The organism is Parvibaculum sp. MBR-TMA-1.3b-4.2 (assembly GCF_053628815.1).
In genome coordinates this window covers 402,986-420,239 of record NZ_JBRJHC010000001.1, presented here as the reverse complement: position 1 = coordinate 420,239, position 17,254 = coordinate 402,986, and the positions used below count along the sequence as shown (strand labels likewise).

Below are 17,254 nucleotides of genomic sequence, written 5' to 3'. Positions count from 1 at the left end.
GTCAGGCCTTTCCTTCTTCGGCGGCTTCTTCCACATATCGCGGGAAGACGCCCTTGGGGGCAGGCAACGCCGTGCCGGGCTTCAACGCGCCGTCCGGCCCCAGTGTTTCGAAACCTCTGGCGTTCTCATCAAGCGCCAGCAGGTCGAGAATCTTCGCGGCGGAATCCGGCATCACCGGCTGAACCAGAATGCCAAGATGGCGAATGACTTCAGCCAGCACATAGAGCACGGTCGCCATGCGCGCCGGGTCCGTTTTCCGCAAGGCCCAGGGTGCCTGCTCATCGACATAGCGGTTGGCGTCGCCGCACAGACCCCAGATCGCCTCAAGTCCTTTGTGGAACGCCTGAGCGTCGAACTCGGCACGAAGCTGCGGCAGTACATTATAGGCAGCGGTCAGGAGGTTCCGGTCTGCATCGGTGAAGTCTCCCGACTCCGGCACGGCGGCGCCACAATTCTTGCCAATCATACTGAGCACGCGCTGCACGAGGTTCCCAAGATCGTTCGCCAGATCGCCATTGATGCGATGCACGATCGCCTTGTGAGAGAAATCCCCGTCATTGCCGAACGGCACTTCGCGCAGCAGGAAGTAGCGCGACGCGTCCAGGCCGTAGTCCTGAACCAGATCGCCCGGCGAAACCACGTTACCTAGCGACTTTGACATTTTCTGCCCGTCTTTCGTCCACCAGCCATGGGCAAAGACGCGCTTGGGAGGTTCGAGGCCCGCTGCCAGCAGGAAGGCCGGCCAGTAGACGGCGTGAAACCGAAGAATGTCCTTGCCTACCATGTGGAGGTTGGCAGGCCAGAAGGCTTCGTACTGCTCGCAAGCCGTGTCCGGATAGCCGACCGCGGTGATGTAGTTCGTCAGCGCATCGAGCCACACATACATGATGTGCTGGTCGTCGCCGGGCACGGGCACGCCCCAGTCGAAGGTCGTGCGGCTGACCGAAAGATCCCTGAGACCCGACTTTACGAAGCTGACGACCTCGTTACGCCGGCCGGTCGGTGCGATGAAGTCCGGATGCTCCTCATAGAATTTCAGGAGCGGCTCCTGCCAGGCTGACAGACGGAAGAAATAGGACGGTTCCTCCATCCACTCGCATTCTGCACCCGAGGGGGCGATCTTTTTGCCATCAGGTCCCTCTGTCAGTTCATCTTCTGCATAGAAGGCTTCGTCCCGGACGGCATACCACCCCGAATACGACCCAAGGTAAATTTGGCCGGCATCTTCCAGTCGCTTCCACAGCGCCTGAACGGAGGCCTTATGCCGCTCCTCGGTCGTGCGGATAAAATCGTCATTGGAGAAGTTCATCGTGTCGCACAGATCGCGGAAATTCTGCGAGACGCGATCAACGAAAGCCTGAGGCGTGACGCCGGCCTGGGCAGCGGCCTTTTCTACCTTCTGCCCATGCTCGTCGGTGCCGGTGAGAAATTTCACCTGATGCCCGTCAAGTCGCTTGAACCGCGCCAGCACATCGCAGGCGAGCGTCGTGTAGGCGTGGCCAATATGGGGCACGTCATTGACGTAGTAGATCGGTGTGGTGATGTAGAAGGGCTTGGGAGCCGTCATTCGGATATTACCTGAACACGAATAGAATCAACGGATTGTCGCATGGCTTTAAGCCTTCGCAAGCTCTGCCGCTGCGTTTTCCAGCATCGAAAAGATGGTGAGGATGACCAGCTTCCGGTCGGTATTGAGCGCCTCGGCGCGGGCGACCGTTTGGCTGATCTTTTCCCATACCTCGACCCAGCGATCAAGGCGGCCGCCTCGCGCCAGCCGAGCCATGGCGGCCCCCTCTCCCACCACGATGTCGGTGCCCGTGTCGAGTCCGCTTCCCGCGCGGATCAGACGCTGCAGCCAGTCGGTCAGCAGTTCCACCGTGGCGAAATAGGCGTCTTCCGCGCCGCGTCGGCCCACTTTGTCGCCCAGCTCATGCACGGCTTCCACATCAAGCTTGGGGAGCCCCATCAGGATATTCGTGACCCGCTTGTAAAGGTCGAGCCCGCCGCCCGCGCTGAGTGAAAGCGCCCGGCCTGCGCTTCCCTCCGCCAGTCGCGCAATCGCCTCGCGATCGTCCGGCGCGGCTTCGGCCTCATTGGCGGCCAGCACTTCGGCGATCGCGTCATGGCTCAGCGGTTTCAGCGGCAGCGTCCGGCAGCGTGATCGTATCGTCGGCAGAAGCCGGCCGGGCTGATGGCTGATGACCAGAAACAGGCTGTTTGCCGGCGGCTCTTCCAGCACTTTCAGAAGCGCATTCGCGGCATTGGCGTTCATCTCGTCGGCGCTATCGATGATGGTGACGCGCCAGCCGCCCGCCCCTGCGCTCATGCCGAAGAACCCCGCCGTGCGGCGCACCTCCTCGACCGGAATAACGGTCTTCAGGCGCTTGCTCTTGTCGTCATAGGGACGACGGATCACCAGAAGGTCGGAAAGGCTTTGCGCGAGCCCCTGCCTGAAAACCGGATCGTCCTCCGGCAGATAAAGCCCGGTCGCGCCCGCCGCCCGGGCGGCCTCGGGCGAGCCGTAACGCAGCACGAATTTCGCCATGCGATGAGCAAGCGTCGCCTTGCCGATGCCCTTGGGGCCGGTGAGCAGCCATGCGTGATGCATGCGTCCGCTCATGAAGGCGTCGAACAGCACCTGCTCGGCCTCATCCTGGCCGATCAGCCCTGCCGTTTCGCGGGGATGCGGAAAATCACCCAGCCGGTCGCTTTCTGGCGTCTCGCTCATGGGTTTCTGTTAGCACTTCTGCCGTCAAACGGCGAGACGGGAGCTTACGGCCTGCCAAATGGCCACGGCCACGGCGTCTTCGTCGCGCGAAGCATCGATGACGACGCAACGCTCCGGTTCCGCCGCGGCGATGTCGAGAAAGGCTTGACGCAGTTTTTGGTGAAATTCGTCGCCCATGCGTTCGAAACGGTCCTCGTCATGGTCGCGCTTGCCCGCGCGGCCGAGACCTGTTTCCACCGGTAAGTCGAGGATGAGGGTCAGGCCCGGCATGTCACTGCCGACCACCAGATCGCTCAATCCTGCAATCGTATCCGGGCTCATCCCCTGCCCGACGCCCTGATAGGCAAAGGTCGAATCCACGAAACGGTCGCAAATCACCCATTCGCCCCGGTCCAGCGCGGGCCGGATGGTCCGGTCGAGATGGTCTGCCCGGGCCGCGAAGACGAGGAGCGTCTCGGTCAACGGGGTCCATTTGTCCGTCTCGCCGGAGACGATCAGGGAGCGGATATGCTCGGCCCCGGGAGAGCCGCCGGGCTCGCGCGTGACGACTACGCCGTGTCCATGCCGTTCGAGGGCCTGCGCGAGCCGTTTGGCTTGCGTTGATTTTCCGGCACCCTCGCCACCTTCGAAGGTGATGAAGTGGCCGCGTCTCACTGGCCGTCCGCCGGCTGTGTCGGCATCGGCGTGTCGTCGTCGCCCGAGCTGAAGATCATCGATTTGAGAGAATCCATGGCGCGGCCGAATATGCCGAGCCGTTCGACATCGGCTCCGGCGACGAGCGGAAATTCCCGGGTCGGCAGGCCCGGCGCTTCAACGCGCAGCGTACCCAGGCGCTGACCCGCTTTAACGGGCGCTGCGATCGGTGTGGAATAGACCGCCTTCACCGTCATCTTGCGACGCTGCTCAGGCGACATGATGACGTCGATATCGTCCGTGCTGACCAGCGGCACCTTCGCATAGTTACCTTGGAACACCGGGGCGTTTTCAACGGGCGTGTTCGCCGCGAAGAGCTTGTAGTGCTTGAAGGAGCGGAAGCCCCAATCGATGACGCGAATGCCTTCTTCGGCGCGGGCCTTCTGGCTCGGCATGCCGTTGAGTACGGCGATCAGCCGCTCGCCGTCGCGCTTGGCAGACACGACGAGACCGTAGCCGGATTGCTCCGTATGGCCGGTCTTGAGGCCGTCCACCGTCTTGTCCAGATAGAGCGCGGGATTGCGGTTGTGTTGGGTGATCCCGTTCCAGGTGAACACTTTCTCGGCGAAGTAGTGATAATACTCCGGATAGTCCTTGATGATGTGCCGGGCGAGACGCGCAAGATCATGCGCCGTCATCATGTGATCCGGGTTCGGCCAGCCGGTAGCATTGGCGAAGCTGGAATTCTTGAGGCCGATTTCTTTCGCGCGTTCCGTCGCCGCAGCGGCAAAGGCGCTTTCCGATCCCTTCAGCGCTTCGGCGACGGTGATGCAGGCATCATTGCCCGACTGCACGATGATGCCCTGAATAAGATCTCTCACCGGGATCTTGGACCCGACCTTGGCAAACATGGTGGAGGAGCCGGAAGCGGCGCCGCCGGCTTTCCAGGCATGTTCGCTGACCGTGAATTTGTCGTCGAGTTTGACCGTGCCGTCCTTCAGCGCGTGGAACAGCATCTCGAGTGTCATCAGCTTGCTCATGCTCGCCGGATGCATCCTTGTGTCGGCATCCTTCTCCCAGAGCACGGCGCCGGTCTGATAGTCCATGAGCACCGCATATTTCGCCGATGTCTCGAAAGCGCGCGCGGGCGCTGCAACAAGAACAAGGGCAAACAGCGCGCAGCACAGGGTGGCAACTGAACTCGGCAGATGTCGCGGCAAAGTCATGATCGGCTGGATTCCTCTCCGGATTGTCGGTGCGGGGCGGACTGTAACAGGGATATATGCGGCCCGCGCACAATCCAATATGACAAGTTTTTCATCTGCGCCGCGAGGGCGGCGGCACTCAATCGGTGACGATACGCGCGCCGGGATGGCCGTCGCCGATGATTTGCTGAAGCGTCGTATCGGCGGAAGGAAGGTCCGAAACCGGCCCCACCCTCACCCGGTAATAGGGCGCGCCGTCCACATAGGTCTGCTGGATCGAGACTTTGCCCATGCCGGACAATTGCTGCTGGAGCTTTTCCGCATTTGCAATATCCCGAAACGATCCGGCCTGCACATAAAGCTTGCCCGAATGCGCAGCTACCGGATCGGGGACGGATCGCTCGGCGGTCCGGCTTGCGGCATTTACCGCCTTGTCGTCGGCGATCGGCGCCATCTGCGCCTGCCCGTCCGCAATCGGCTGCATGGAGGCGGCAGGCTGGTTCGGAGGCATGGTCGAAATATCGGGGGCCGTGAGCGTCGAACCGAGACCCGCGGAAATGACATTGACCCGTTTTACCGGGGCCGTTGCGGCAACCTTGCGCTCTTCCGCTGTCGTCTTGGGCTTGGCGGCAACGAAGCTCTTGCGGGACGGATCGTCGGCAGCGGCTTGTAGCAGGCTATAACCGGGATCGCCGGGAAGCGCCGCCCGCGCGATATACTGCACACGGACTTTCGTCGTCCCCTTGCGCATATAGCCCAGCTCTTTGGCGGCTTCCTTGGACAGGTCAATTTCCCGGCCTGCCGCGAACGGTCCGCGATCGTTCACGCGAACGATAAGCGATTTGCCGTTTTCCAGATTGGTCACGCGCACAAGCACCGGCAAGGGCAGCGTCGGATGCGCCGCAGTCAGCTTGCTCTCGTCGAAAATCTCGCCATTCGCGGTCCGCTTGCCGTGAAACTGCGGTCCGTACCATGAGGCGATACCGGTATGGTCGTAGCTGGTATTCTCTTTCGGATAATACCAGATGCTGCCAACGCGATAGGGATTGCCGACCTTGTAATGCGCCGTCCCTGCGCTGGACGGAATGGACCCGCTGCTCGGCGACGGGGGGCTCGAACAGGCGGCGAGCGCCAGCGCCAGCGGCGCCAAGGCGACCAAACCGCGCTGTCTCATAATGCGGGTATGCCACCGCGTATTGAAAACGCCCGTCATAGCTGCCGAACCATGTCCGTTTGGGGCCCCGGATTCGCAACTCGAATCAGTCGAGCTTGCTACAAAACGCTTATAGTCAGCGGCCCTTGCCACGGCAAGGAGCGCGCCCGAGAATGCCATAAAAACAATAGCCTAAAGACCATTAAGGAAATTGGAATGTCAGGTTCCGTAATGCGGGCGTCCGAGGATCCCGCCGCGCCCGCCACGCTGACCGGGCAACTCGCCCGCCATATTCGGACAAAGCCGGTTTCCCGCGCCGATCTCGACGCCGCGGCGTTTTTTACGCTGGATGCATTGGCGAACAGCTTGGCGGGTCGGAACTCCACGCCCGGCAGGGTGCTGCTCGACTGGTGGCAGGCCGGCCATCCGGGAAATCAGCCGGTCGAACCCGCCTCCCTTTCCTTTCTCGCGGGTGCCCTCACCCACATTCTGGAAACAGACGATCTGCACCGGGAATCGGTGGTGCATCCAGGCTGTGTGGTCGTGCCCGCCGCTTGGGCGCTTGGCGCGGCACGTGGCGCGGACGGCAAGGCACTCCTCACCGCCATCCTGCATGGGTTCGAAGCCTGCACGCGGGTCGGTATGGGCGTGGGCGCCGAGCATTATCGTATCTGGCACAACACTGCGACCTGCGGCCCCTTCGGGTCTGCGATGGCCGCCGCGCATCTTCTCGGTCTCGACGAAGCGCAGAGCATAAATGCCCTGGGCAATGCGGGCAGTCAGGCCGCAGGCCTCTGGCAGTTTCTCGAAACCGGGGCCATGACCAAGCATCTCCATGCGGGCCACGCCGCGGAAGCCGGCATGAAGGCGGCGGAACTGGCATCATTCGGATTTACCGGCCCGCCGGCCATTCTCGAAGGCGAGAAAGGTTTCTTCCGCGCCGCCTGTCCCGATGCGCGGCCGGACCAGGTGATGGCGGAGCCCGATGCCCTCTGGCAACTTCGCCGGACCTCGATCAAGCCCTGGCCGTCCTGTCGGCACACCCATCCCGCAATCGATGCGGGCGAGGAATTGCGCGACAGGCTGGCAGCTGAAACCCGTTCGGCGGAGGAAATCGACACGGTGAAGGTCGAAACCTATCGTGCCGCGCTCGATGTCTGCGACCGGCCCGTTGCCACGACGGACTACGAGGCCAAGTTTTCCCTGCAGCACGCGGTATCCGCTGCCCTGCTCCGGCCGGTGGTGGATTTTGAAGCGTTCGGCGATGCCGCCCGTGCGCAATGCGCCGCGCTCGCAACGCGTGTCACTCTCGAAGCCGCCGATCCCTTTGCCTGTGCCTATCCCAATGCCTGGGGCGCTCGCGTAACGCTTGCGCTGAAAGACGGCACGCAGCATGTGGCCGAACGGACAAACGCAAAAGGCGACCCCGAAACCCCGCTTTCGGACGGGGACATGATCGCCAAGGCGCGGATGCTGATGACGCATGGCGCCGTCGCAGACCCCGACAGGCTGATCGAAGCCATCCTCGCCTTGCCGGATGGCGGCGAGTTGCCCGATCTTCACCTCGTTTGAATGAAAAGCGGAGGACCCTTCAGCCCGCGCTTTTTTCGATCAGCGGTTCGATGATCGGCTTGAAGATGTCGAGATAGGCCTGCCCCAGGAAACCGGCGAAGAACGGCAGCCAGATCCAGGCGGTACGCCACACCAAAGATCCCTTGGCTTTGGCCTCGGGCTTCTGTTCTTCATTTTTCTTTTCGGCAACCGGTGCCTTTTCCGGTTCGGAAACAGATGCCGCCTTTTCGGCCTCGGCAGGCTTGTCCGCCATGGGCGGCGGTTCGACCGCATCGGGCGTATCCTTGGCCGGTGCCGTTGCAGGCGCCGGCATCGTGACCTCGACAGGCGCGGCGCTGGAAGCCTGAGCCGCCAATGCAGACGCTGACCGACGCTCATTGATGAACAGCCGGATCATGATGAGAACCAGAATCCCGATGAGACCACCGGGAATCCAGACGGACGTTAGGTCGATTTGCGGCACAGACTTACTCCCCCCGACAATACTGTGGCCTTCTTGTTATGTGCCACATTGGGACGCATTTTGCCAAGCCTGTCGGGCACTTGCAAAAGGGAATTGACGTTAACTATATGCCCCGGCGCGGTGCCTTGCTTGCGGCGTACCGGGAGAACGAAATTTCCCGTTGTGTCCTCTCCCCTGCGCGGCTAACCAAGGGCGCTGAGGAAGGGTGGCCGAGTGGTTGAAGGCACCGGTCTTGAAAACCGGCAGGCGGGGAACCGTCTCGTGGGTTCGAATCCCACCCCTTCCGCCATTCCGCCGAGATGCCTTCACGGCGGGACGCTCCGTCCGATAGCCGTGGTCCCCATATGCCGCACTTATGCGGCCCGTCTCTCCTCCAAATACCTAACGTTTCGGTAACATTGGTGAGGTTATCGTTTGCGGCCGCCGCACTGGACGCAACATGTGGCGCATTGGAGCCGAGAGCTCATGAAATCAGCCGTCAGTCTCACCAGTATCTCCGATCTTCAGGCCATCATCGATGTGATGCCCCTGCCGGTGTTCATCAAGAACACCGACCATCGTATCGTTTTGCTCAATGAAGCGGCTTGCGAGTTTTTCGGTCATTCCCGCGAAGTCATGCTCGGCTTTTCCGACTTCGACCTGTTCCCGGAAGAGGAAGTCGAGGTGTTTCACGCCGCCGACAACCGCGTATTCGAATCCGGCGTCCTTTCTGAGAATGAAGAACAGGTCACCGATGCGAAAGGCCGGCCCCGCACGGTGATAACGCGCAAGCGCCGTGTCGAACTCGACGACGACGCCTATCTCGTCGCGACCATCACGGATGTGACGGCCTATCGCGAGGCGGAAGCTCACAGCCACTACCTGGCATTCCACGACACGCTGACCGGTTTGCCAAATCGCGCCTTGCTTAACGAACGCATCGATCAGGCACTGCTTCGCAGTGGTCGGACGGGTGAGCGCTGCGCCCTGCTCTACATCGATCTCGACCGCTTCAAGGAAGTCAATGACACCTACGGCCATCAGGCCGGTGACGCTCTGATCCAGGCTTTTGCCGAGCGACTGACAACAATCGTGCGCGCGTCCGATACCGTTTCGCGGCTGGGCGGCGACGAATTCGCCGTGCTGCTGATCGACCGTGGCGAGGACGCGGATGTGGACCTTGTCTGTCATCGCATTCTTGAGGCAGGTGCCGAGCCGTTCGACATCGAAGGTGGCCGCGTTTTCCTGAGCGCGTCCGTTGGCGTCGCAGACGCGATCGATGATCTCAACAGTACTGAATTTCAGCGCCGGGCCGATGTGGCGCTCTATCAGGCGAAGCGCGAAGGTCGGGCCTGTTATCGACGCTTCACAAGCGTGCTCGACGAACGGATCCGCCACGACCGGCAGATCGAGAGCGATCTGCGTGAGAGCCTGGCGACTGAGAGTGGTCTGGAAGTTCACTATCAGCCGCTCTTCCACACGGCAGGCGAAAAGCTCGCGGGGATGGAGGCGCTGGTCCGCTGGCGTCACCCCGAATTCGGATTGTTGCAGCCCGAGGAGTTCATTTCCATTGCCGAGGAAACCGGTCTGATCGTGCCGCTTGGCGAGTGGGTGCTGAAACAGGCCTGCACGATGATGGCTCGATGGCCCGATCTTGTACTGGCCGTGAACTTTTCCCCCGTGCAGATGCGCGAGGATAGCCTGGTCGACAGAATTCTTGGCATTCTGAAGCAAACCGGATTCGAGCCGTCGAATCTGGAACTGGAGTTGACCGAAAGCGCTGTTCTCGACACGGATCAGATTGTGCGCGAGCAACTGAGGAGGTTGCGCGCCGAGGGCATTAAAATCGTTCTTGATGATTTCGGTACCGGATACTCAAGCCTGACCCATCTTCAAAAGCTCGATGTCGACAAGGTCAAGATCGACAAATCCTTCGTCCATGACATCGTAACGAACGGTGAGTCCGAGGCGATCGTGCATGCGGTCACCTATCTCGCTCGCGTCTTGGGAATTCCCGTTACGGCCGAGGGGGTGGAGACGAAAATCCAGCATGATCTGCTGGGCATCATCGGTTGTTCGGAAATGCAGGGGTATTTCTATTCGCACCCGCTTAGTGCCGAAGACACGCAGCGTTTTCTGGACGATAAATCGAAATGGACCCGTATTGCTTGAGGGGCCTCCCCGCGCCGGATGACGCGGAGAGGCTGTTTTCGTATCAGGCTTCGAGATCGAAGCGGTCGGCGTTCATCACCTTGGTCCAGGCGGCAACGAAGTCCTTCACGAACTTCTCCTTGTTGTCGTCCTGCGCATAAACCTCGGAATAGGCGCGGAGGATCGAGTTGGACCCGAAGACGAGGTCCACCCGCGTGGCCGTCCATTTCACCTCATCCGTCTTCCGGTCGCGGATTTCGTAGAGGTTGTTGCCGGTTGGCTTCCACGCATATTTCATGTCGGTCAGGTTGACGAAGAAGTCGTTCGTCAGCGTGCCTTCCTTGTCCGTGAAGACACCGTGTTTGGTGCCGCCATGATTGGTGCCGAGTACGCGCATGCCGCCAAGCAGAACCGTCATCTCAGGCGCCGTCAGCCCCATGAGTTGCGTGTGGTCGAGCATCAGCTCTTCCGCACTGACGACATAGTCCTTCTTGAGCCAGTTGCGGTACCCGTCGGCGACGGGTTCGAGGTAGTCGAACGATTCCGCATCCGTCATCTCGTCAGTAGCGTCGCCCCTGCCCGGTGCGAAGGGTACTTCGATTTCGACGCCCGCGGCCTTCGCCGCCTTCTCGATGCCTACATTGCCCGCGAGCACGATGACATCGGCTACGCTCGCGCCTGCCTTGGCCGCGATCGGTTCGAGAACCGACAGCACCCTTGCCAGCCTTTCAGGCTCATTGCCCGCCCAGTCCTTCTGCGGGGCCAGGCGGATGCGCGCGCCATTGGCGCCGCCGCGCATATCGGACCCGCGGAAGGTGCGCGCGCTGTCCCAGGCGGTCGCGACCATGTCGCTCACGCTGAGGCCGCTGGCGGCGATCTTCTTCTTGAGCGCTTTGACATTGTAGCGCGTGGAACCGGCGGGAATAGGATCCTGCCAGATCAGCTCTTCCTTCGGCACATCCGGGCCGATGTAACGCGCCTTCGGGCCCATATCGCGATGGGTGAGCTTGAACCAGGCCCGCGCGAATGCGTCGTCGAAGGCGGCCGGATCCTTGCGGAACCGTTCCATGATCTCGCGATAGACCGGGTCCACCTTCATCGCCATGTCAGCATCGGTCATGATCGGCATGCAGCGGGTCTTCATGTCTTCCACGTCGACAGGCATGTCCTCTTCCTTGATGTCGACCGGCTGCCACTGCCAGGCCCCTGCCGGGCTCTTCTGCAGCTCCCATTCATGGTCGAGCAGCATGTCGAAATAGCCCATATCCCATTTGGTCGGATTCGAGGTCCAGGCGCCCTCGATGCCGCTGGTGATGGTATCACGACCCTTGCCGGAGCCGGTCGGATTGGCCCAGCCGAACCCCTGCGCCTCGACACCGGCCGTTTCCGGATCGGGACCGAGCTTGCTGGCATCGCCATTACCGTGCGTCTTGCCGACGGTATGGCCGCCTGCGGTCAGCGCCACGGTCTCTTCGTCGTTCATCGCCATGCGCTCGAACGTCTCGCGCACCTGGGCGGCGGTCTTCATCGGGTCCGGCTTGCCGTTCACGCCTTCGGGATTCACATAGATCAGGCCCATCTGAACCGCGGCCAACGGATTTTCCATCGTCTCCGGATTGTCGACGTTTTCGTAGCGGCCATCGCTGGGCGCCAGCCATTCCTTTTCGGACCCCCAATAGGTGTCTTCCTCGGGGTGCCAGATGTCTTCACGGCCGAAGCCGAAACCGAAGGTCTTCAGACCCATGGTTTCATAAGCGATGGTGCCGGCCAGAACGATCAGGTCGGCCCAGCTCACCTTGTTGCCGTACTTCTTCTTGATCGGCCACAGCAGACGCCGCGCCTTGTCGAGGCTCACATTGTCCGGCCATGAGTTGAGCGGTGCGAAACGCTGATTGCCCGTGCCGCCGCCGCCTCGGCCATCGGCAATGCGGTAGGACCCCGCCGCATGCCAGGACATGCGGATCATCAGCCCGCCATAATGGCCCCAGTCCGCGGGCCACCAATCCTGGCTGTCGGTCATGAGCGCGCGCATATCCTTCTTCAGTGCCTTGAAGTCGAGCTTCTTGACCTCTTTTCGATAGTCGAAGTCCTTCCCCATCGGGTTCGTCTTGGTGTCGTGCTGATGGAGGATGTCGAGGTTCAGCGCATTGGGCCACCAGTCCATGTTCGACATGCTGGTGGATGTGAGCGCGCCGTGCATCACAGGGCACTTGCCGGTGGATTTCTGGTCATTTCCGTCCATTGGAGTTTCTCCCATTGAGACTTGGTTGCTGGGGCATGGGCAAAGAGGCGTGTGCTGGGGGCTACGGGAACTGCGGGGGAACGAATGATGGGATGCACGCCTTCCGCTTGGTCTCAGTTTTTAGCACCTCATTAGAATAATTATAATTTGTATTTCCTGATCGTAGCGATAGGCTGGGCTTATGAATGCGATCACGATCAGGCACCTCCGCTACTTCGATGCCCTGGCCCATCACGGCCATTTCGGGCGCGCCGCCGAAGCCTGCGCCATCTCCCAGCCGGCCCTCTCGCAGCAGGTGAAAGAGCTGGAGGAGATCGTGGGCGCGCCGCTTGTGGAGCGAGGATCGCGGCATATCCGGCTGACCAGCCTCGGCGAGGCCTTCGCAGAGCGGGCGCATGGCATCCTTCAGGCGGTGGATGAGCTGGGCGACCTTGCCCGGGCATCGTCCGGCCGGCTCGTGGGGCCTCTCCGGATCGGTGTCATCCCGACGGTGGCGCCCTACCTGCTGCCAAAGATCATCAAGGCAATGGCGGAGCACTATCCCGAAACGGATCTGCGCCCGCGTGAAGCCGTGACGCATAAGCTTATCGAGGATTTGCAGGAAGGCCGCCTGGATGCGGCGATCGTGGCCCTGCCCGTTTCGGAACCGTCCCTGGCCGAGCAACCGCTCTTCGATGAGGAATTCGTTCTCGTGCGCGCGGCCGAAGACGCCGACAAGCCGGTTCCAAGCGCGAACAGGCTGCGCGAAATGAGGTTGCTGCTTCTCGAAGAAGGCCATTGCTTTCGCGATCAGGCGCTGACGTTCTGCAAGATGTCGGCGAGCGAACCGCGCGATCTCGTGGAGGGAAGTTCCCTGTCAACACTCGTGCAGATGGTGGGGGCCGGGATCGGCGTCACACTCATCCCGCAAATGGCGGTACCGATCGAAACATGCTCCGCGCCGGTGTCCGTTGCACGATTGGGCACACCCCGCCCCTCAAGGACGATCGGTATGGTATGGCGGAAAACAAATCCGCTGTCGGATCAGTTTGAGAATATCGCTGATGTCGTCGGCGAGGCCGGGAAAGACGAAGTCTAAGATGGGCTAAATGAAACTGAAGACAACGTATTTCATACCCGCGCATTGGCAAAAAAGGTTTTGTATCCCCTATATTCAGCTTCAAACGCTAAGTGCATAGATTTGATGATGGGGAGGTCAAAATGGTTGAAGGGTACTCTACATGGATATTGTGAGCCATGTTGGCCGTATCTTCGAATATCTTGAGAGCGGACACGTGGAAAACGCTGTCATGGCCTGCGTTCGCGTTGCACGCGTAAACCGAGACTACGTCAATGCCGCGATCTTTTTGCGTGAATTGTATCCCGATAGGTATGAGGTCGAATACACGCTCTATGACGACACGGCCCACCTAAAGCCTGAGGCACGTAAGTTCATCTCGGAGAAATCTCTCGAGAGATGGATTCAATTGCATACGATTGAAGAATTGGCCTACAACGAAAAACATCTGCCGGAAGAAAAACGTAGAAATGTCTTAAAAACCCCTGCGGGAGAAATCGATGCCGAAATCGAACAGTGGGAAAAGACACTACTAGACCTGCAACCTCCCCAAGGTATGTCCTCGTATGATGCTGCAGCCTTCGCCGGCACCAAATACGAGGAGCAAAACGCTATTCGACTACGCATCAAAGCCTTGTATACGCTTAAGGCGCGGATAAAGACTAGGTGTTTAAACTACGCTATTCAAATCGAACGTCAGTTCGATATGCAGGAGAAGTCGGAAGCATTTCTTTGGAACGTTCAGAATGACGTTAACAACTACTTCAAAACGCATTCCGATAACGTATTTGAGAAACTGCAAAAAGCTACACAGCTCTCAACATCAACAAACACAGAAGATGCCTCACTCCTCCTCACAGAGGTGCGTCGAACGTTAAAGGCTGTAGCAGATCATTTTTTTCCGGCAAAAAAAGACAAAATTCTCTGCAGTGATGGAAAAGAAAGATTCCTTGGTGAAGAACAGTATATGAACCGGCTGGAGGAGTTTCTCTGCACTAAGCTCGTGCAATCTACTGCCAAAGACCTTGCCCTTGCCGAATTACGTCTTCTGTCAACATTTATTCGTAGACTGAACGAAATGGCCTCGAAAGGTGTACATGCAGATGTCCGCACTGAAGAGGCTCGGCAGGGACTGCTCGGCCTCTACATGTTCCTTTTTAATCTCTGCCAAACGTTGACTGTCAACACGGCCATAGAACCGAAATAAATTCCATAATAAAAGTAAGGCATCAACAAGGTCTGACTCTTTTTTACCCTTACCTCTCTGCTCTTACTGTCATCTGGTAATACGTCTCAAGCGTGTATCTTCACCGGCAGCGTGGCGTAGCCGCGCACGAAGTTGGAGCGAACGCGCTCCGGTTCGCCGACCACTTCGATCCGGCTGAAGCGCTTCAGGATTTCTTCCCAGAGGATGCGCAACTGCAATTCGCCAAGGCGATTGCCGACACAGCGGTGAATGCCGAAGCCGAAGGAGAGATGCTGACGCGGCCGTGCGCGATCGATGATGAAGGATTCCGGATTATCGATCACTTCATCGTCGCGATTGCCCGACAGGTACCACATCACGACCTTGTCGCCCTTGCGGATCGTCTTGCCGCCAAGCTCGGTATCTTCGAGCGCGGTGCGACGCATATGCGCCAGCGGCGTCTGCCAGCGAATGACTTCCGGTATCATGCTGTCGATCAGCTTGTGGTCGGCAAGCAGCTTCTCATATTCCTTCGGGTTCTGATGAAGCGCCAGCACGCTGCCCGACATGGAATTGCGCGTCGTGTCGTTACCGCCCACGATGAGCAGCGCGAGATTGCCCAGGAACTCTTCCGGCGGCATGTTCCGCGTCGCTTCCGAATGCGCCATCATGGAAATCAGATCGGGCTTCGGATCGGCGTTCACGCGCTCGTTCCACAATGTCTGGAACGCGCCGGCGCATTCCATCAGCTCGTTGGTGCGCTGGTCCCAGCTGTCGATGATGCCGGTGCCGGGCTGCGCCGTAATGACGTCGGACCAGCGAGTGAGCTTGGCGCGCTCCTCGTAGGGGAAATCGAAAAGCGTCGCCAGCATGCGTGTCGTCAGCTCGATCGACACGGTCGGCACCCAGTCGAATTCCTCGCCGACCGGCAGGCTGTCCAGAACGCCGGCCGTGCGTTCCCGGATCAGGCCGGTCATCTTGGCGAGATTGTCCGGCGCAACGATCGGGCTGACGGCCTTGCGCTGCTCGTCATGCCGGGGCGGGTCCATGGCGATGAAATTGGGAAGATCGATCCCGCCCTCGCCCGCTTTCTGGATGCTGTCGTCGATGACGATGCCGCCGAACTTCGCTTCCGAGGAGAAGATCTGGTGATGCGTCTCGACATGCATGATGTCGTTGAATTTGGTGACGGACCAATAGGGCCCGTAAGCACTGTCCGCGCAGTAATGGACCGGGTCTTCCGCGCGTAGCCGGGCGAAGTAATCGCCGACCGTATCCGTTTCGAAAAGCACAGGATTGCTGACATCGATTTCGCTGAGCGGAATCGACGATGCACCCGTCGTAGCGGGTTGTTCTGCGGCCATACTCATGGAGCCCTCCTCCCGAATGAATGACAAACGTATTAATTGAGTAAAGTATCAATAAGAATGCTGTAACCTGTCAACATCTATTGCGCCATGCCATGATCCGGCACCGAAACGACCGGGAGAATCATTGAATTGTCCGTTGACGCAAATCGCCGCCGAACCCGTCTTTCCCCTGAGGATCGGCGCGCCCAGCTGCTGCGCTGCGCATTATCCGCGTTTGCCGAGCACGGAATAGCGCGGGCGACACATTCCCATGTCGCGGCGCGGGCCGGCGTTTCCATTCCGGCGGTCTATTCCTACTTCCGCACCAGAGACGATCTCGTCGCCGCAACGCTGGCGGAGGTCGAAGCCTTTCTCGACGGTCTTCTGGCCGACACGCTCGCCCGGAAAACACTACCCGCCGTCGACGCGTTGATGATGCTCGCCCGCCTGTTCACCGACAGCGTGGAAGAGCAGCCGGACCGCATTCGCGTCTGGCTGGACTGGAGCACGGGCACGGGGAGCGACCGGTGGCCGGCCTATCTGGAGGTTTTGGGGCGGTTGCACCATGCGGCGGAAGCGACCATCAGGCGGGGCCAGAAGGCAAACCACATTCCTGCCTGGATCAAGCCCAAGGCTGCCGCGCGGATTTTCATCGGTGTCGGACACACAGTCGCACTGATGAAGTTCGAGGGGGCGACGAAGAAAGAGGTCGACGCCGCCCTCGTGCAGCTTGTGGGCGGCGCCACGGGTTGGACGCTCACACCGGAATGATCAGAACTGCCAGCTCATGCGAAGCGTGGCGATGTGATAATCCGCGCCAGTACTGATGGATTCCGCGACGCCCGTCGAGCCCCCGATTTCGAATTGGCCGGTGCCGGCGCGATCTCTTTCCGGAATGTGCATGTAATTGTACTGCGCGCCGAGCACGATGTGCTTGGAGAGCTTGTAGTCCACGCCCGCCCCCAGCAGAAACCCGCTTTGCCAGACCTCTTCGAAGAACTCGCTTACGCCCGGCTGTCCGGTCGAGGTGTGTATGTCGGTCCCTGCGTAACCGGCGAGGCCATAAAAAAGATAATCCTCTCGGGCATAGCCGAACTTCGCAGCCGCAGTTGCAAACCAGTCGATCGTGGTCTTGTGGACCACACCGGGGGTCGACGTGCTGTTGGACTTGTCTTTCAGATGGCCGGTGGTCGCCGATAGTTCAACGCCGGCGACCCACGGACCCCACTGATGGAGATAGCCAGCCTGCCCGCCTGCGATAAGGCCGTTCACGCTGGGATCGTGCGTTTCGCCCGCGCTGGCGGCATACAAACCGGCCTGGTTCCATTTCCAATGCTCCTTGGCGGCGATACCGCCTGCATGAGCGCCCAGATAGAAGCCGGACCAGTCGGCAGTTTCAGCCTGTGCAGGATTGCCCGTGGCGAAGAAGGCCGACACCAGAAATGCCGCGCCCAGCGCGAATCGATTGAACATGGATTACCCCCCCAATTCCAGAAACCCGCTAAGGCTCAGTCACCTTCAGCGAAGTGTCAATTG

The 17,254-nt window shown here is 60.1% G+C and carries 14 protein-coding genes and 1 tRNA gene; 6 read left to right on the top strand and 9 right to left on the bottom strand.

The window, feature by feature from the left end:
- Window position 1: 1 nt before the first annotated feature.
- From metG to ACSSVQ_RS02275, 5 genes are all read right to left on the bottom strand, one after another.
- On the bottom strand, window positions 2-1,567 hold the full coding sequence (gene metG / locus ACSSVQ_RS02295; protein WP_293329198.1) for a methionine--tRNA ligase: 1,566 nt from the start codon (window positions 1,565-1,567) through the stop codon (window positions 2-4).
- A gap of 48 nt (window positions 1,568-1,615) precedes the next feature.
- Window positions 1,616-2,728 carry a DNA polymerase III subunit delta' gene (locus tag ACSSVQ_RS02290; protein WP_454180671.1) on the bottom strand — a complete coding sequence of 371 codons (1,113 nt, stop codon included), beginning with the start codon at window positions 2,726-2,728 and terminating at the stop codon, window positions 1,616-1,618.
- Window positions 2,729-2,752: 24 nt separating this feature from the next.
- A complete protein-coding gene (gene tmk / locus ACSSVQ_RS02285; protein ID WP_454180670.1) occupies window positions 2,753-3,382 on the bottom strand; it encodes a dTMP kinase in 630 nt (209 codons plus the stop codon).
- On the bottom strand, window positions 3,379-4,587 hold the full coding sequence (locus tag ACSSVQ_RS02280; protein WP_454180669.1) for a D-alanyl-D-alanine carboxypeptidase family protein: 1,209 nt from the start codon (window positions 4,585-4,587) through the stop codon (window positions 3,379-3,381). Before ACSSVQ_RS02280 ends, tmk begins: the two co-directional genes overlap by 4 nt.
- Before the next feature lie 118 nt (window positions 4,588-4,705).
- Entirely contained in the window at window positions 4,706-5,740 is a 1,035-nt protein-coding gene (locus ACSSVQ_RS02275) for a septal ring lytic transglycosylase RlpA family protein (protein WP_454180668.1), read from the bottom strand.
- A gap of 195 nt (window positions 5,741-5,935) precedes the next feature.
- On the opposite strand from ACSSVQ_RS02275, the gene ACSSVQ_RS02270 reads away from it, so the two are divergent.
- On the top strand, window positions 5,936-7,291 hold the full coding sequence (locus tag ACSSVQ_RS02270) for an MmgE/PrpD family protein (RefSeq protein WP_454180667.1): 1,356 nt from the start codon (window positions 5,936-5,938) through the stop codon (window positions 7,289-7,291).
- A 19-nt stretch (window positions 7,292-7,310) separates the two neighbouring features.
- Here ACSSVQ_RS02270 and ACSSVQ_RS02265 read toward each other — a convergent pair whose 3' ends face one another.
- Window positions 7,311-7,754 carry a hypothetical protein gene (locus tag ACSSVQ_RS02265; protein WP_454180666.1) on the bottom strand — a complete coding sequence of 148 codons (444 nt, stop codon included), beginning with the start codon at window positions 7,752-7,754 and terminating at the stop codon, window positions 7,311-7,313.
- A 199-nt stretch (window positions 7,755-7,953) separates the two neighbouring features.
- Between ACSSVQ_RS02265 and ACSSVQ_RS02260 the strand changes: the two genes are divergently transcribed.
- Together ACSSVQ_RS02260 and ACSSVQ_RS02255 are read left to right on the top strand one after the other, a co-directional pair.
- Window positions 7,954-8,043 (top strand) — tRNA-Ser (locus ACSSVQ_RS02260).
- Window positions 8,044-8,195: 152 nt separating this feature from the next.
- Window positions 8,196-9,905 carry a putative bifunctional diguanylate cyclase/phosphodiesterase gene (locus ACSSVQ_RS02255; RefSeq protein ID WP_454180665.1) on the top strand — a complete coding sequence of 570 codons (1,710 nt, stop codon included), beginning with the start codon at window positions 8,196-8,198 and terminating at the stop codon, window positions 9,903-9,905.
- Window positions 9,906-9,948: 43 nt separating this feature from the next.
- Here the strand turns inward: ACSSVQ_RS02255 and katG are convergent, their stop codons facing one another.
- The gene (gene katG / locus ACSSVQ_RS02250; protein WP_454180664.1) at window positions 9,949-12,126 is read right to left on the bottom strand and encodes a catalase/peroxidase HPI; all 2,178 of its coding nucleotides are present in this window, start codon (window positions 12,124-12,126) and stop codon (window positions 9,949-9,951) included.
- A gap of 181 nt (window positions 12,127-12,307) precedes the next feature.
- On the opposite strand from katG, the gene ACSSVQ_RS02245 reads away from it, so the two are divergent.
- Entirely contained in the window at window positions 12,308-13,204 is an 897-nt protein-coding gene (locus ACSSVQ_RS02245; RefSeq protein WP_454180663.1) for a LysR substrate-binding domain-containing protein, read from the top strand.
- A gap of 142 nt (window positions 13,205-13,346) precedes the next feature.
- Window positions 13,347-14,390: a hypothetical protein gene (locus ACSSVQ_RS02240; protein WP_454180662.1), complete on the top strand. Its 1,044-nt coding sequence runs from the start codon at window positions 13,347-13,349 to the stop codon at window positions 14,388-14,390.
- An 86-nt stretch (window positions 14,391-14,476) separates the two neighbouring features.
- Here the strand turns inward: ACSSVQ_RS02240 and ACSSVQ_RS02235 are convergent, their stop codons facing one another.
- Window positions 14,477-15,739: a cytochrome P450 gene (locus ACSSVQ_RS02235; RefSeq protein ID WP_454180661.1), complete on the bottom strand. Its 1,263-nt coding sequence runs from the start codon at window positions 15,737-15,739 to the stop codon at window positions 14,477-14,479.
- Window positions 15,740-15,868: 129 nt separating this feature from the next.
- Between ACSSVQ_RS02235 and ACSSVQ_RS02230 the strand changes: the two genes are divergently transcribed.
- Complete coding sequence (locus ACSSVQ_RS02230; RefSeq protein ID WP_454180660.1) at window positions 15,869-16,489, top strand: TetR/AcrR family transcriptional regulator; 621 nt, start codon at window positions 15,869-15,871, stop codon at window positions 16,487-16,489.
- Here the strand turns inward: ACSSVQ_RS02230 and ACSSVQ_RS02225 are convergent, their stop codons facing one another.
- Window positions 16,490-17,191 (bottom strand): outer membrane protein, encoded by a 702-nt coding sequence (locus ACSSVQ_RS02225; RefSeq protein ID WP_454180659.1) that lies wholly within the window; start codon window positions 17,189-17,191, stop codon window positions 16,490-16,492.
- Window positions 17,192-17,254: the final 63 nt, after the last annotated feature.